General features: G+C 74.3%; 18 protein-coding genes. 8 read left to right on the forward strand and 10 right to left on the reverse strand.

Features of this window, described 5'->3' with window-relative positions:
• Positions 1 to 31 precede the first annotated feature (31 nt).
• Genes ABD091_RS15930 through ABD091_RS15945 form a run of 4 tightly spaced genes read left to right on the forward strand, consistent with a single transcriptional unit; the run spans position 32 to position 2,394 of the window.
• Entirely contained in the window at positions 32 to 613 is a 582-nt protein-coding gene (locus ABD091_RS15930) for an OsmC family protein (protein WP_343920211.1), read from the forward strand.
• Between the two features lie 10 nt (positions 614 to 623).
• Positions 624 to 1,364: a PIG-L family deacetylase gene (locus tag ABD091_RS15935; RefSeq protein WP_343920213.1), complete on the forward strand. Its 741-nt coding sequence runs from the start codon at positions 624 to 626 to the stop codon at positions 1,362 to 1,364.
• Positions 1,361 to 2,080 carry an AzlC family ABC transporter permease gene (locus ABD091_RS15940; protein ID WP_343920215.1) on the forward strand — a complete coding sequence of 240 codons (720 nt, stop codon included), beginning with the start codon at positions 1,361 to 1,363 and terminating at the stop codon, positions 2,078 to 2,080. The genes ABD091_RS15935 and ABD091_RS15940 overlap by 4 nt, the downstream gene beginning before the upstream one ends.
• On the forward strand, positions 2,077 to 2,394 hold the full coding sequence (locus ABD091_RS15945; RefSeq protein ID WP_343920217.1) for an AzlD domain-containing protein: 318 nt from the start codon (positions 2,077 to 2,079) through the stop codon (positions 2,392 to 2,394). The genes ABD091_RS15940 and ABD091_RS15945 overlap by 4 nt, the downstream gene beginning before the upstream one ends.
• 130 nt (positions 2,395 to 2,524) lie before the next feature.
• On the opposite strand, the gene ABD091_RS15950 is transcribed toward ABD091_RS15945, so the two are convergent.
• From ABD091_RS15950 to ABD091_RS15975, 6 genes are all read right to left on the reverse strand, one after another.
• Complete coding sequence (locus ABD091_RS15950; protein WP_343920219.1) at positions 2,525 to 3,106, reverse strand: rhodanese-like domain-containing protein; 582 nt, start codon at positions 3,104 to 3,106, stop codon at positions 2,525 to 2,527.
• Positions 3,107 to 3,143: 37 nt separating this feature from the next.
• Positions 3,144 to 3,974 carry a TSUP family transporter gene (locus ABD091_RS15955; RefSeq protein ID WP_343920221.1) on the reverse strand — a complete coding sequence of 277 codons (831 nt, stop codon included), beginning with the start codon at positions 3,972 to 3,974 and terminating at the stop codon, positions 3,144 to 3,146.
• A complete protein-coding gene (locus tag ABD091_RS15960) occupies positions 3,971 to 5,356 on the reverse strand; it encodes a rhodanese-like domain-containing protein (protein ID WP_343920223.1) in 1,386 nt (461 codons plus the stop codon). Before ABD091_RS15960 ends, ABD091_RS15955 begins: the two co-directional genes overlap by 4 nt.
• A 19-nt stretch (positions 5,357 to 5,375) precedes the next feature.
• A complete protein-coding gene (locus tag ABD091_RS15965; RefSeq protein WP_343920225.1) occupies positions 5,376 to 5,702 on the reverse strand; it encodes a rhodanese-like domain-containing protein in 327 nt (108 codons plus the stop codon).
• A gap of 244 nt (positions 5,703 to 5,946) precedes the next feature.
• Positions 5,947 to 6,174 carry a hypothetical protein gene (locus ABD091_RS15970; RefSeq protein ID WP_343920227.1) on the reverse strand — a complete coding sequence of 76 codons (228 nt, stop codon included), beginning with the start codon at positions 6,172 to 6,174 and terminating at the stop codon, positions 5,947 to 5,949.
• A gap of 31 nt (positions 6,175 to 6,205) precedes the next feature.
• Positions 6,206 to 7,030 (reverse strand): hypothetical protein, encoded by an 825-nt coding sequence (locus ABD091_RS15975; protein ID WP_343920229.1) that lies wholly within the window; start codon positions 7,028 to 7,030, stop codon positions 6,206 to 6,208.
• A gap of 151 nt (positions 7,031 to 7,181) precedes the next feature.
• On the opposite strand from ABD091_RS15975, the gene ABD091_RS15980 reads away from it, so the two are divergent.
• The 3 genes from ABD091_RS15980 (at position 7,182) to ABD091_RS15990 (ending at position 10,476) form a co-directional block, all read left to right on the forward strand.
• Positions 7,182 to 8,741, forward strand: a complete 1,560-nt coding sequence (locus ABD091_RS15980; RefSeq protein WP_343920231.1) for an adenylate/guanylate cyclase domain-containing protein — start codon at positions 7,182 to 7,184, stop codon at positions 8,739 to 8,741.
• Between the two features lie 101 nt (positions 8,742 to 8,842).
• A complete protein-coding gene (locus ABD091_RS15985; protein ID WP_343920233.1) occupies positions 8,843 to 10,045 on the forward strand; it encodes an NAD(P)/FAD-dependent oxidoreductase in 1,203 nt (400 codons plus the stop codon).
• On the forward strand, positions 10,042 to 10,476 hold the full coding sequence (locus ABD091_RS15990; protein WP_343920235.1) for a pyridoxamine 5'-phosphate oxidase family protein: 435 nt from the start codon (positions 10,042 to 10,044) through the stop codon (positions 10,474 to 10,476). The genes ABD091_RS15985 and ABD091_RS15990 overlap by 4 nt, the downstream gene beginning before the upstream one ends.
• A 3-nt stretch (positions 10,477 to 10,479) precedes the next feature.
• Here the strand turns inward: ABD091_RS15990 and ABD091_RS15995 are convergent, their stop codons facing one another.
• Genes ABD091_RS15995 through ABD091_RS16010 form a run of 4 tightly spaced genes read right to left on the reverse strand, consistent with a single transcriptional unit; the run spans position 10,480 to position 14,169 of the window.
• Positions 10,480 to 11,247, reverse strand: coding sequence for an FAD:protein FMN transferase (locus ABD091_RS15995; protein WP_343920237.1), 768 nt, complete (start codon positions 11,245 to 11,247; stop codon positions 10,480 to 10,482).
• A gap of 5 nt (positions 11,248 to 11,252) precedes the next feature.
• A complete protein-coding gene (locus tag ABD091_RS16000) occupies positions 11,253 to 11,750 on the reverse strand; it encodes an FMN-binding protein (protein WP_343920239.1) in 498 nt (165 codons plus the stop codon).
• Positions 11,751 to 11,754: 4 nt separating this feature from the next.
• Complete coding sequence (locus ABD091_RS16005) at positions 11,755 to 13,155, reverse strand: ferredoxin reductase family protein (RefSeq protein WP_343920241.1); 1,401 nt, start codon at positions 13,153 to 13,155, stop codon at positions 11,755 to 11,757.
• Between the two features lie 51 nt (positions 13,156 to 13,206).
• Positions 13,207 to 14,169: an NAD(P)/FAD-dependent oxidoreductase gene (locus ABD091_RS16010; RefSeq protein WP_343920243.1), complete on the reverse strand. Its 963-nt coding sequence runs from the start codon at positions 14,167 to 14,169 to the stop codon at positions 13,207 to 13,209.
• Positions 14,170 to 14,235: 66 nt separating this feature from the next.
• On the opposite strand from ABD091_RS16010, the gene ABD091_RS16015 reads away from it, so the two are divergent.
• Entirely contained in the window at positions 14,236 to 14,811 is a 576-nt protein-coding gene (locus ABD091_RS16015; RefSeq protein ID WP_343920245.1) for a helix-turn-helix domain-containing protein, read from the forward strand.
• Positions 14,812 to 14,814 lie beyond the last annotated feature (3 nt).

The following is a 14,814-nucleotide window of genomic DNA, read 5'->3' on the forward strand; positions in this document are numbered from 1 at the left end:
CCCGGGGAGCCACCGAGAGGAGACACCTCAGATGACCACCACCAGCCACCCGGCCACCACCGAGCGTCCGGGCGAGACCAACGGGGTGCCGACCGCCAAGATGTTCGGCGCGATCGCGAAGTTCACCGACGCCCCCGAGCTGGCCGCCTTCCGGTTCAGCGCCTCCAACACCTGGGTCGACGGCACGGCGAGCACCTCGCGCATCCACGACTGGTACGGGATCGGCGCGGACCAGAAGCACGTCCAGGAGTTCCAGTTCACCAGCGACCACCCGACGCTGGGTCACGGCTACGGCCCGACGCCCCAGGAGTACGTCCTCCACGCCCTGGCCTCCTGCATCACCGCCGGCGTGGCCACCGGGGCGGCGGCCCGGGACATCCGGCTCCACCGGGTGACCGCGACGGTCACCGGCCAGATCGACGTGCGGGGCGTCCTCGGTGTCGACCCCGACGTCCGGAAGGGCTTCAGCGGGATCGAGGTCACCTTCGACGTCGAGGCCGACGCCGACGAGGAGCAGGTCGACGCGCTGATCGCCTCGGCCACGAAGTACTCCGCCGTCTTCGACATGCTCACCGGCCCGACCCGGGTCACGGTCGGCCGCGGCCGGAGCTGAGCGCGACACCATGACGAGCACCCACGCTCCCGCGGCACCACCCCGGTCCCTGGTGGGGCTGTGGGCTCATCCCGACGACGAGTCCTACCTGTCCGCCGGCCTGATGGACCGCGTCCTGCGGGCCGGCGGACGGGTCACCGTCGTCACCCTCTCCGACGGGGAGGCCGGCTTCCCGGACGACGACCCCCGATCGGTCGAGCAGCGACGGTGCCTGCGGCGTACGGAGCTCCGCTCCGCGATGGCGGCGATCGGCGTCACCGACGTGCGCTTCGTCGGCCTGCCCGACGTCGGACTCGCCGACATCGGCACGGACGTCCTCCGGGCGGCCTTCCGCGAGGTCCTGGCCGAGCTGCGACCGGAGGTCACCGTGACCTTCGGGCCCGACGGCATCACCGGCCACGACGACCACGTCGTGACGTCGTACGCCGCCACCGAAGCCTGGCAGGAGCTGGCGCTGCCCGGCGGGCAGCTCTGGTACGCCGCCAAGACCCACGGCTGGCTCGACGAGTGGCGCGACCTCCACGACCGGCTCGGTGTCTGGATGACCGAGGAGCCGACGGGGGTGGCCGACGAGGACGTCGCCCTGGCCCTCGACCTCGCCCCCGGGGAGCTGGCGCGCAAGCGCGCGGCGCTGGCGGCCCACGCCAGCCAGAGTGGCCCGGTCGCCGCGGCCATGGGCGAGGCGACCTACCGCCGGTGGATCGGGCAGGAGGCCTTCCGGCTTCCCATGCCGACGGGGGCCCGGTCGTGAGCGCCGCCGCCGAGGGGCAGCTCGGGTCCACGCCCGTCGCCGCCCCCCAGGACCCCGTGATGCTCGCGCTGCGCGACACCGCCCCCTTCGTCGTCGCCCTGGTCCCCTTCGGCCTGGCGGTCGGCAACGCGAGCGTCGGGGCGGGACTGACCTTCGCCGAGGCGATGTTCGGGGCGCTGATCATGCTCGCGGGGGCGGCGCAGCTCGCGGTCGTCGAGTCGCTCGGCCGCGGCGAGGGTCTCCTGGCGACCGTGGTGGTCGTGGCCCTGATCAACCTGCGCTTCGTCTACTACGGAGCGGGGGCGGCCCGGTGGTTCGGACGGGCGCGACTGCCCGTCCGCCTGCTGCTGGCGTTCCCGCTGGTCGACCAGACCTTCCTGCTCGGCGAGCAGCGGTTCGACGATTCCGTCGAACTCGGGTGGCGACAGCGCTACTACGCGACCGCCACCGCGCTGCTCGCCGGCGCCTTCGTCGGCAGCCAGGTCGTCGGGTTCGCGATCGGGGGCGGCCTGCCTCCGGAGCTCGGCCTCCACCTCGCGCCGGCTCTCGTCTTCGCCGGCATGCTCGCCTCGCACCTCACCACCTCGTCGGCACGCCTGGCCGCAGCCGGTGCGGCCCTCGCCGTGCCGTTGGTGGCCGGAGTCGCGGGACCGGCCACGGTGCCCGTGGCGATCGGCCTCGGCGTCGCCGTGGGGACGGGGAGGTGGACGCGATGACCGTCGTCCTGACCTTCGTGCTCGCCGCCGCCGTGACCTTCGCGATGCGGGCCTGGATGACCGTCGCCGGAGGTCGGCTGGTGGAGTCGGAGAGGTTCGCCGAGCTCACGCGACTGGTCACCCCGGCCGTGCTGGCGGTGATGGTGTCCTCCGCCTTGCTGCTCGGCCACGACGGGGCGGCACGACCGTCCGTCGCTGCGGTGGTCGCCGTGCTGGTCGCGTTCCTCACCGTCCGGCGTACCGGCAACCTCGTCCTGGGGCTCGTCGTCGGGCTCGTGGCCAACGCCGGCCTGCTCCTGACCGGCCTCGTATGAGTCGACGGGATCTTCGCCACCGGAGCCGTCCGGCGGCCCCAGGGTTGCCGATTGGTCACCAACGACAGAAATCCGGTCGGAGATCCGCCGTTGGTGACCAATCGGCAGGGTCGGAGACCCCGCGGAAGGGTCAGGCGCTGACGGCGAGCGACTCCAGCACCGCGACCATGTCGGGCTCGGAGGCGCCGCGGTTCCACGGCATCCGGGACAGGGCGGCGCCCAGGGCGCAGGTGTTGGTGGCGGCGGCGACGACGAGACCGGTGCCGACGCCACCGGCCAGCCACTTCAGGCGCGGGACCAGGGCCGAGCCGGCCACGCCCGTCGCGACCAGGGCCCCGGCCAGCAGCCGGACCTGGCGCTCGAGCTCCCACGACTGCCGGCCACGGCGGGCGGGCGCACCCGCGGCCTCCCAGGCGGACATGCCGCCCTCGAGGACCCGCAGCCCCGGCAGTCCGGACCCGGCCAGCGCCTGCTCGGCCTGACCGGCCCGGACACCGGAGCGGCACACGAGCACCACGTCGTCGTCGAGGTGGCGGGTGAGCTCGGCGCGGTGCTCGCGCAGGAGGTCGAGGGGGACGTTCCACGAGCCGGGGATGTGCACCGTCTCGAACTCGGCGGGCGTGCGGACGTCGATGACCCGGACGTCGCCGGTGTCGAGGCGCTCGGCGAGGGTCACGGCGTCGATGGTGCGGGAGGGGGTGGTCGAGGGCATGGCAGAGCCTTCCTGTGGGGGGTGGTCGTGCAGGGGGTCAGACGAGGGCGGGCAGGGCCCGCGCCGCGGTCCACACGGCCACCACGACGAGGAGCGCGGTGAAGGCGGCGTGGAGCCGTGCCGCGTCGGTGCGGCGGGCCAGCCAGGTGCCGGCGACGGCACCCAGGACGGCCAGGGAGGTGAGCAGCGCGACGAGCGACCAGTCGGGGTGGTCGGTCGCGCCGAGCCGTACGACGAGCGCGCTGGCGGACGTCACGGTGATCACGACCAGCGACGTCCCGGCGGCCTGGCCGATGGGCAGGCCGAGCGCAAGGACCAGGGCGGGGACGACGAGGAACCCGCCGCCGACGCCGAGGAACCCGGTGAGCAGCCCGACCACGGTCGCCGTGACGAGCACCTTCAGCGCGCGGGGGCAGGCACAGGCGAACGTGGGGGAGAAGGTGATGATCGGCTCCTCCGCGGCGGGCCGGGCGCGGTGGGCGGCCGTGGCGCCGCGGACCCGGCGCGCGACCATCAGCCCGGCGACGAGCAGCAGCAGCGCCGAGAACGCGAGCAGCAGGACGTCGTCGCTGACCGCGCCGGCCGCGTGGGCACCCAGCGCGGCGCCGCCGATCGCGACGCTCCCGAAGGCGAGCCCCCGGCCGACGAGGACCGTGCCGGTCCCGCCGGACCGGCGGGCCGCGAGCGCGCCCACCAGCGACGTGGCGGCGACGACGGCGAGCGAACCGGTCGTGGCCTGGCCGGCACCCTGCCCGAGCGCGAGCAGGACCGGGACGGCGAGGATCGAGCCACCGCCGCCGAGCAGCCCGAGGCTCAGCCCGATCAGCAGTCCGGCGAGACCCGCGGCGACCAGGACCAGCGGGCTCACGCCGCCTCGGGGGCGGTCAGCGGCAGTCCGACCTCCGTCGCCTCGTCGAAGGCGTCGTCGATCGCGACGACCTGCCGGCCGGCGGCCGCGACGAAGGACGCCGCCACGGAGGCGCGGTAGCCACCGGCGCAGTGGACCCAGACCTCGCCGGCGGGCACCTCGGCGAGCCGGACCGGGATCTCGTGGATCGGGATGTTGACCGCGCCGTCGATGTGGCCGGCGGCGTACTCGTCGGCGCGGCGGACGTCGAGGACCGCGACCGTGCGGTGGTGGCGGACCTGGGCGAGGTCGGCGAACGTCGCCGTCGGGTAGGACGCCAGGGCGGCGCCCGTGCCGGCGACCCAGTCCTCGGGCGACCCGGTGGCGGCTGCGGCGGGGCGCTCGACGCCGATCCGGACCAGCTCGCGCTGGGCCTCCGCGACGTCGTCGGCGGTCTCCCCGAGCAGCACCAGCGGGGTGCCCCACTCGACCAGCCAGCCGAGGTAGGTCGAGAAGGCGCCGTCGAGTCCGAAGTTGAACGAGCCCGGCACGTGGCCGGCGGCGAAGACGCTGCGGGTGCGCAGGTCGACGACCCACTCGCCGCCGTCGAGGGCGGCGCGGATCCGCTCCGGGTCGGCCACGTCGGGGGCCGAGAGGTCGGGTGCGTCCGGGCCGGCGGAGTTCCGCGGCGCCATGTGGGCGTAGTAGGCGGGAAAGTCCGAGAGACCGGCGAGCAGCTCCCGCACCCACGTCTCGCGGTCCTGCAGCAGGACCGGGTTCGCCGCCTTCTCCTGGCCGATGGTCGAGGCGTCGGCCTCGCTCTGGGTGGCCGAGCAGAACGAGCCGAACCCGTGGGTCGGCATCACCTCGGCGGTGTCGGGCAGCAGCGCCGCGAGCCGGTGCGCGGAGTCGTGCTGGGCGTGGACGAGGGCGTCGGTGTGGTCGGGGCCGAGCAGGTCCGGCCGGCCGGTGGCACCGAACAGCAGCGAGCCACCGGTGAAGACCGCGACCTGGTCGCCGCTGACGGTGTCGCGCAGCGCGTAGGAGAGATGGGTGTGGGTGTGGCCGGGGGTGAGGATCGCCGTGACGACCATCCGGTCGCCGACGGCGACCTCGTCGCCGTCGGACACCGGGGTGCGCTCGAAGGCGACGTCGTCGTCGCCGTTGACGAGGTAGGCGGCGCCGGTCCGCTCGGCCAGGGCGTGGCCGCCGGTGACGTAGTCGTTGTGGATGTGGGTCTCGAAGACGTGCGTCAGGCGTACGCCGTGGGCCTCGAGCAGGTCGAGCACCCGGTCGATGTCGCGCTGAGGGTCGACCACGAAGGCGGTCTGGCCGTCGTGGGCGAGATAGCTGCGGTCACCGAGCGAGGGAGTCTCGATCGGGATGATGGTCAGGTCGTTCATGGGAGGTCCTCCGAGAGAGTCAGGCGGTCGGGCGGGAGCCGGTGACGACCGGGTGGCCGGCACGCATCCAGCCGCTGGTGCCGCCGGCCACGGACACGGCGTCGCGGCCCGCGGCGATGAGCACGTCGGCGCCGACCTTGCTGCGGTTGCCGGAGGCGCAGACGACGTAGACACGGCCGTCACGCTCGACCTCGGCCAGCCGCGCGGGGAGCTGGCCGACGGGGATCAGGCGGGCGCCCGGCACGTGGCCCTGGACGTACTCGGCCGGCTCGCGGACGTCGAGCACGGCGGCGCCGTCCGCGAGGGCGGTGGCGAGGTCGGTGGTGGTGACTTCGGGTGTGGTCACGAGGGTCCTCTCGATACGGGGTGGGGTATCCGGACGGAGAGAACAGTAACACCCTGGGGGGTATTCCTGCGGCATCGGTGGCACCGCTCGACGACACCCCGGGGCCGTGCCGATCCTGGGGTCGCGTCAGGTGCGAGGGTCAGTGATCCCGCGATCGTCGACGAGGAGGACGTGGCCGTCCACGCTCAGGACGGGGATCCTCAGCGGCCGGGCAACCAGGTGGATGCTGACCAGCACTGCGACCTCACGACCTGCCGAGCGTGATGTCGCTGTCGTCCCAGGCCCGCCGCGCGGCGTCGGCGACGGAGGCGGGGGAGGTGTCGGGCATCTCGTCGAGGCGCTGGCGTAGCTGGCCGGCCAGCGTGACCGCCCCGCTGCGGAGCTGCTCGTAGCGCTCCCGACCGGCGCGGGTGCCGGCGACGTAGCCGAGTCCGAAGATCACGGAGCGTCCGAGTGCTTTCGTGCCGAGCATGGCGGTGTCCTCTCGTCGGTGGTGGTCGGGTTCAGGGTCGGGAGCGGCGGATGGCCGTGACGAGGTCCTTCTTCGGCTTGTTGCCGTTGACCTCGAGGCCGATGTCACGGGCGAGCGCGACGAGCTCCGCCTTCGTCAGGGCGTCGAGCTCGAGCGGACCGGAGTCGGCGACCACGGCGAGCTCGCGTCCCTGCTTCTCGACGGCCTCCGCCCGGGTCTCCGCCTCCGCCGCGCGCTGCTCCGCGTCGCGCGCGAGCTCGTCTGCCCGCCCTCGGGCAGCCTCGGCTGCGTCGCGGGCGGCTTCCTCGGCCTCGGCTGCGAACCGCCGCGCCTCGGTCATCTGCTCGCGAGCGACCGCCACGGCCTGCTCGGCGTCCTCGCGCGCGCGGTCGGCACGGGCGCGCGCCTGCTCGACGCGGGCGTCAGTGGACTGCTGCACCTCGGCGACGTCGCGGTCGGCGTTCTCACGCGCCCGCTGCTCCTTGGCGGCGACGTACTCGTCGGCTTCGCGCTGGGCCTCGGCCGCCACGTCGTCGGCCCGCTGGTCGGCCTCGGCGCGAGCGCTCCGGACCTCCTCCGCGCCCGCCTCGCGGACGGCCTGGACCCCGTCCTCGGCCTCACGGGCGCGCACGGCCTTCTCGGCGGCCTCGGCCTCGCTGCCGCGGGCGCGGTCGAGGGCCGCGTCGGCCCGGCGCAACCGGGCGTCGACCCCGTCACCGAACGGCGACGAGTCCGAGACTGCGACCTTCGCCCCGCGTGCGGGCTCGGCCACGACGCGCTCGACGACGCGGCCCACGAGAGCTGGCGCGCGTCGTGTGCGGGCAGCCAGCCATGACATCGGGTGGTTCTTGTTCACTTGTCTTCCCTCCCCGGAAGCGTCACGTGACGTGACTCACACATCACGGTCCTCCAGGGAGGGGGCGTTGCCCACCACCCCGGCGGGTGTGGGGCCGCCGCACCGTCGCCTCCACCGCCCCGGGCGCGCGACGGCCACTACCCTCGCCGACATGACGAGCGCGAACGGGGGTGTGCGGAACCCCTACGGCTCCCGCATCCTGGGGCCGGCCGACCCGTCGCCGCGGTCGCTGCGGGTGCGGGTCCAGGTGCTGCTCACCGCGACGCTGGTCCTCACCAACGTGGTGGGCGCCGGACTCGTCTTCGTGATCTCCGCGCTCGTCGTGCCGCTGCCCGACGCGACGCGCGCCACCGTGGTCTCGCTCGCCGTCGGCGTCCCCGTGTACGTCGCCTTTGCCCTCACCGTCGGTGTCCTCGTCGGCACGGTCGCGACCGTGCGCTCCCTGCGGTGGGCTCTCGAGGGCCGGGCGCCGACCGAGCGGGAGCGCCGGCGCGCACTCCGGGCGCCGCTGCGCCTCACCGCCCTGCAGTTCGGTCTGTGGCTGGGAGCGACCGTGCTGTTCTCGGTCCTCGCGGTCGTGCTCCAGCCCGACCGGACCCTCGGTGTCGCGCTGACCGTCGGCACCGCCAGCGTCGTCGTCTCCGGCGTCGCCTACCTCCTCACCGGCTTCGTGATGCGACCCGTCGCCGCCCGGGCCCTGGTCGGCACCCGGCTGACGGACCCGCCGCGAGGTGTCGGCGTACGCTCGCGCGCACTCATCTTCTGGGGCGTGGGCACTGCCGCTCCCGTCGTCGCCCTCGTGGTCGCCGCCGTCCTCGCCCTCGCGGGGGTCGGCACGACCCTGGGCCAGCTGGCCGTGGCCACGATCGTCGTGGGTGGGGTGGTGCTGGTCTTCGGCTTCCTCGTGACCTGGCTGGCGGCCGGGTCGGTCGTCGCGCCCGTCCGGTCGGTGCGCGACGCGATGCTCGACCTCGAGCGCGGTCAGCTCGACCGCGAGGTCGTCGTCTTCGACGGCAGCGAGGTCGGGCTGCTCCAGGCCGGCTTCAACACGATGGCCGGCGGCCTGCGCGAGCGCGAGCAGCTGCGAGACCTCTTCGGCCGTCACGTGGGTCGGGAGGTCGCGCGGAGGGCGGCCGACGCCCTCGGCGAGGTCGGGCTCGGGGGAGAGGCCCGCACGGCCAGCGTGCTGTTCGTCGACCTCGAGGGCTCCACGACGTACGCCGCCGAGCACCCGCCCGAGGAGGTCGTGGCGGTCCTCAACCGGTTCTTCGGCGTCGTCGTCGAGGAGGTCGACCGGCGCGAGGGGCTGGTCAACAAGTTCATCGGCGACGCGGTGCTGGCCGTCTTCGGGGCCCCGGTCGGGCTCGACGACCACGCCGGGCGCGCGCTGGCGGCCGCCCGCGCGATCGCCGACCGCCTCGCTGCCGAGCTCCCCGAGCTGCCGGCCGGCATCGGGGTGGCCACCGGCGAGGTCGTGGCCGGCAACGTCGGTGCCGAGGAGCGCTTCGAGTACACGGTCATCGGGGACGCGGTGAACTCGGCCGCCCGACTCACCGACCTCGCCAAGCAGCGACCGGGTCGGGTGCTCGCCTCGGCCGCCAGCGTCGCGGAGGCATCGGCGGGGGAGGCGGCGGTCTGGCAGGAGGACGGCCAGACGACGCTGCGGGGACGGGGAGAGCCGACCGCGACGGCGGTGCCGCGAGCCGGCTAGCGGACCGAGGGTCCCGTGCGCCGCGGGCCCTTCGACCCTGTGCCGCACACCCCCGCGGGTATGGACTGGAGTCATCCGAACCAGACCCACGGAGGCCCGCCATGCGCACCCGGATCCTCGTCCTCGGCTCGAACTTCGCCGGTATCACGGCGGCGATCGAGGCCAAGCACAAGCTCGGCGACGACGCCGACGTCACCGTCGTCTCGCCGTCGGACCAGTTCGTGTTCAACCCGAGCCTGATCTGGCTGCCGTTCGGCAAGCGTGACCGCGCCGACCTGACCTTCGACGTCGCGCCGACCTACGAGCACGCGGGCGTCGAGTTCGTCCACCGCGCCGCGACCCGCATCGACCCCGACCGGCGCCTGGTGACCCTCGACGACGGCACGACCCGTGCCTACGACTACCTCGTCATCGCCACCGGCTACCGCAACAACGACGACGTGGTCCCCGGCTTCCGCGAGAACGCCACGACCATCACCACCGTCGACGAGGCGGAGCGGGCCGGCCGGGCCTGGCGCCGCTTCCTCGACGAGCCGGGCGACGTCGTGGTGGCGGCCACCCAGGGTGCGGGCTGCTTCGGTGCGGCGTACGAGTTCCTCTTCAACACCTCCTACCAGCTGCGCAAGGCGGGGCTGCACAAGGACGTGAAGCTCACCTACGTGACCGCCGAACCCTTCCTGGGCCACTTCGGCATCGGCGGGCTGCCGCACGGCGAGCAGCTGCTCGGCATGTTCCTCAAGAAGGAGGGCATCGAGACCCGCCTCTCGATCGGGATCGACCACGTCGACGACGGGGCCCTCGGTCTGGCCGACGGGTCCACCGTGCCGTTCTCCTACGCGATGGTCGTCCCGCCGTTCCTCGGTCAGGACTTCCTCCACGACACCCCCGGCCTGGTCGACGAGAAGGGCTACGTCCAGGTCAGGCCGACCTACCAGACCCAGAAGTGGGACGACGTCTACGCGATCGGCGTCGCTGCCGCCGTCGACGTGCCGTGGCAGACCCCGACCCCGGTCGGCATCCCCAAGACCGGCTTCCCGACCGAGCAGATGGCCCACACGGCGGTCGCCAACATCGTCGCCCAGGTGAAGGGGGAGGCGCCCGACGCCGAGAAGGCCTTCGGCGACATCCCAGCCGTGTGCGTCATGGACGCGGGCAACAACGGCGTGATCATCCTGGCCGACAAGATGCTGCCGCCACGCAAGCACGGGCTGCTCATCCCGGGACCGCAGGCCCACCTGATGAAGCTCGGGTTCGAGAAGTACTACCTGTGGAAGATGCGGCACGGCCACGTGACGTTGCCATGAGCACGCTGCCGTCGGACGACACCGACCCGGTCGAGGTCCTCTCCGTCGAGGAGTGCTGGTCGCTGCTGCGCGGCGAGGAGTTCGCCCGGCTGGCCTACCGGCTGGTCGACGAGGTCCACCTGGTCCCGCTCAACTACGTCGTCGAGGGCGACGGGCTGTTGATCCGCACCGCGTCGGGCAACAAGCTGCTCGCGGCCGCGCTCCACTCCGACGTCGCGCTCGAGATCGACTGGCACGACGACACCTCCGCCTGGTCGGTCGTCGCGCGAGGTCGCCTGCGCCGGCTCGAGGAGCACGAGCACCACCGGCTCGACGGCCTCCCGCAGCAGCCGTGGGTGCCGACACTGAAGTACGACGTGGTCGAGCTCGTGCCCTCGGTCGTCACCGGCCGGCGGTTCCGCCTGGAGCGCCACGCCGGGAGCACGGCCTAGACCTCAGGCGGCGACCACCTCGGCGGACCCGTCGGACCGGACCACGACCGCTGTGCGACCGCGGCGGCGCAGCCAGGCAGGACCGGCAGCACCGAGCGCCAGGGCGGCCGTCGCGTCGATGTCCGCGGTGACGACGTCGTCGGCGAGCACGGTGACCGACGCGATGCCGACCGGCACCTGTCCCGTGCGGGCGTCGACCACGTGACCCCCACGGTGGGACAGGCCGGAGGTCGCCACCCCGCCGCGGACGACCGGGACGCGGGCCACGACGCGGGCCGGGTGCAGCGGGTGCTCGATCCCGACCTGCCACGGGGTGCCCGTGGGGTCGGCCGTCCGGCAGACCAGGTCGCCGCCCACGGAGAGGCAGACGTCGGTCTCGGGGAGCCAGGTGAGCATCAGGGAGGCGCGCTGGGCAGCCCAGCCCTTCACGACGCCGGAGGGGTCGAAGCATCGCCGCCCGTCCTGGTCGGCGCGCCAGACGTCGAAGGCGCCGTCGGAGTCCCGCCGCGCCGCCTCGCCGAGGGCCACGACCTCGCGCAGCCCGGCCGGGCCCTCCCCGAGGGTCGCCTCGCCGCGGTCGACCCGTGACACCCAGGAGTCGGCGCGGTAGGGGCTGTAGTCACGGTCGACCGACTCGAGCAACGCCACGACCTCGTGCCAGGCCTCGGTCCCCGTCGGGCTGCCGGCGTGGCGCCCCCGGAGTGCGACGCTCACCGGCATCCCCATGACGTGCGCCACCGAGCGCCAGGTGGCCGGGTCCGCCGTGCTCACGGTCCTCACAGCCCGGCCTGGTCGAGGGCGCTCTGCAGCGACTGCTCGTAGCCCGTGCTGGTGTAGGTCGCGCCGCTGACCATGTCGATCTGGGCCGACTGCTGGTCGACCGTCTCCTGGACCAGCGTCGGCAGGGCGTAGCTGCTGATCTGGGCGCTGCGGGGGTCGCCGGAGGGGTACTGGAGCACCTGCGCCCCGGTGATCGTGCCCTGCGCGACCGTCAGCTGCACCTGCACGGGGCCGTAGCGGGTGGACACGGTGCTCCCGGTGACGTCGGTCGACCCGGTCCCCGAGCCCGCCCCGGACTGCGCCGTCCGGGCCTGCCCGGAGCCGGACCCCGAGCCGGAGCCGGTGTCGCTCGACGCGGCCGTCGCCGGGGCGCTCGCACTGTAGGGCGAGGGGGCGCCGGCCGTCGCCATCGGCCCGGACAGGGACGTGCGGTAGCCGAGGAGCAGGACGACGACGGTCAGCGTGCTCATGGCCCACAGGACGATGCGTTGCATCAGGTCACCACCGGAAGGTCTCGAGATGGAGCCGCTCGGGCGGGAGCCCGGCGCGGAGGAGGTCGTCACGGACCAGGTCGGTCCAGGCGGGCGGGCCGCAGAGGAAGACGTCGCGATCGGCGAGGTCGGGGACCCAGAACTGCAGCGCCGCGAGGTCGCTGACGCCCGGGGGCACGCCGTCGCCGATCCACGAGGCGCCGTGACGGCGCCGGCCCGGCAGGGGCACCACCTGGAGCCCGCGCCGGCCCGCCAGTGCGTCGAGCTCGTGCCCGAAGAGCCGGTGGTCGGTGTAGCGGTGCAGCACGACGGCGTCGCCCGGGGCGTACGGCAGGCCCTCGGCGAGGGAACGGATCGGGGCCATGCCCACGCCGGCGCCGATCAGGGCGACCTTGCGACGGGTGCGTGCCCGGGGCGAGAGCCGGCCGTGGGGCCCCTCGGCCAGCACTGTCGTGCCGGGCCGCAGCGTGGCGAGCGAGCCGCTCCCGTCGCCGACGTCCTGCACCGTGATCCGCAGGCTGCGACCGTCGGGCGCCGCGGAGAGGGAGTAGGGGTTCGCGCGGGTCCAGCCGCGGCGTCCGAGGAAGCGCCAGGTGAGGAACTGGCCCGGCTCCGCGCCCAGGTGGTGCAGGCGGCGCCCGGTGAGGTGCACCGAGACCACGCCCGGCGCCTCCGGCACGACGTGGCTCACGACCAGGCGGTGGCGCCGGGAGCGGGCGAGGGGGAGTCCGACCCGCCAGACCAGGACGGCGGCGGCCGTCGCGCCCCAGGCGGTCCACCAGAAGGCCGCCCGTGCGGGGGAGGAGACCAGCTCCTGGCCCGTCCACAGCTGGTGGGGGAGCGCCAGGCCGGCGCCGAGGTAGGCGTAGAGGTGGAGCAGGTGCCACGACTCGTAGCGCAGCCGGGAGCGGGCGGCACGCAGGCTGGTCACGACGACCGTCACCAGCGCCGCCGTGCCCGCCACCGCCAGCAGCATCGCGGGATAGCTCCACGTCAGCTCCCAGAGCATCGCCGGGGACGCCGGCAGCGAGCCGCCGGCGTAGCCCCACGTGACGAGCGCGATGTGGGCCAGCATCAGGGTGAAGGACGTGAACCCGGTGACCCGGTGGATCCGGGCCAGCCGGTCCTGGCCGAAGGCCCGCTCGAGCAGCGGCAGCCGGACCATCAGCCACACCTGGGCCAGCAGCAGCACCGAGGCGACCAGACCGGTGACGCGGCCCAGCGAGGTGATGCCGGTGACCCAGCCAGCCAGGTCGACGACCCCGCCGCCGGCGGCCCACCACCAGGTCACGAGCAGGAGCGCCCCCCAGAGGACAGCGCCGGCCGCGGTGCGCACGGCGGCGTCGCGCCGGGCGCGTGCGCCGCTCCAGGACAGGAGGGGAGCCGTCGGGATCCCGGTGGTGGTCATGGCACCACCGTGGTGCCCACCCCTGAGGCCGAGCGAGGTGCTCCCTGTGCCTCACCTGTGAGCGGTCGGCACCGACCCGGCGGCCGCGGCCGTCTCAGCAGCCACGAGGTCCGCGTTGATGTGGGCCCCGGCGAGCGCCCCGGCGGCTGCGGACGCTCCCACCTGGGCGGTCAGGTCGGTGACGTTGCCGGCGGCCCAGACGCCCGGCACCCCGGTCACGCCGGCCGGGTCCGCCGGGACGTGGACCCCCATGCCCGAGGGGTGGTCGACGGGGGTGAGGCCGAGGTGGTCGAGGAAGCCGCCGCGGGCGACCATGCGGGTGGCGACCGCGACGACCTCGCACCTGTGCAGGCTCCCGTCGTCGAGCCGCAGACCGCGGATCGCGTCGTCGACGACCTCCACCGCGGTCGCGCGCGCCCGCACCACCTCGACCCCGAGGGACGCGAGCTGCCGGGCCTGGGTGTCGTCCGGCTCGGGGGCGTCGTGCAGCACGAGGACGACGTCGTCGCTGAGCTGCCGGAACAGCAGCGCGTGGTGGTAGGAGGCCGGCCCGGTGCCGAGCACCGCGATCCGCCGGTCACGCACCTCATAGCCGTGGCAGTAGGGGCAGTGGACCACGTCGCGACCCCACCGCCCCGACAACCCCGGCAGGTCCGGCAGCTCGTCGACCAGGCCGGTGGTCACGAGCAGCCGCCGCGCGGTCGTGCGCCGGCCGTCGGCCAGCGTCACCAGGAACCCGTCACCCCGCGTTGCCGCCGCGGTCACCTCGCCGTCGACCACGTGACCGGCGTAGCGGCGTACCTCCTCGCGGCCACGGGCGAGCAGGTCGGCAGGAGAGGTCCCGTCGTGGCCGAGCAGGCCGTGGACGGCCTCGGCGGGCGCGTTGCGGGGAGCGCCGGCGTCGACCACGGCGACGCTGCGTCGGGAGCGGGCGAGCATGAGGGCGCCGTTGAGGCCGGCGGCGCCGCCGCCGACCACGATCGCGTCGTAGGACTCCAGGAGTTCGTCTGTCATGTCCCCGAGTCTGCGGAGACGCCTCGGTTTCAGCAAGAAACCTTGCCGCTATGGCAAACTGCCGGCATGGACGACGACACCCTGGCCTCGGTCGGACCCCGGCTGCGGCAGCTGCGACAGGAGCGCGAGGCGACCCTGGCCGAGCTCTCGGAGCAGACCGGCATCTCGGTCAGCACGCTGTCCCGGCTCGAGTCGGGCGCGAGGCGGCCCACGCTGGAGCTGCTGCTCCCCCTGGCCCGTGCCCACGGCGTCACGCTCGACGAGCTCGTCGACGCACCGCCCACCGGGGACCCTCGGGTCAACCTGCGCGCGGTGAAGCGGGGCGGGATGACGATGGTCCCGCTCACCCGGCGAGCCGGCGGCATCCAGGCCTTCAAGCTCGTCATCCCGGCCCGGGGCACCGGCCACCAGGACCAGCAGACCCACGAGGGCTACGAGTGGCTCTACGTCCTCGACGGCCGGCTGCGGCTCCGGCTCGCCGAGCACGACGTCGTCCTCGGTCCCGGCGAGGCGGCCGAGTTCGACACCCGGGTCCCGCACTGGTTCGGACCCGCGGACGGGAAGCCGGTCGAGCTGCTGAGCCTCTTCGGCAAGCAGGGGGAGCGGGCCCACCTGCGGGCCAGGCCGAGGACCCGCACCTGAGTC

Source organism: Nocardioides aestuarii (genome assembly GCF_039527245.1).
GTDB lineage: Bacteria > Actinomycetota > Actinomycetes > Propionibacteriales > Nocardioidaceae > Nocardioides > Nocardioides aestuarii.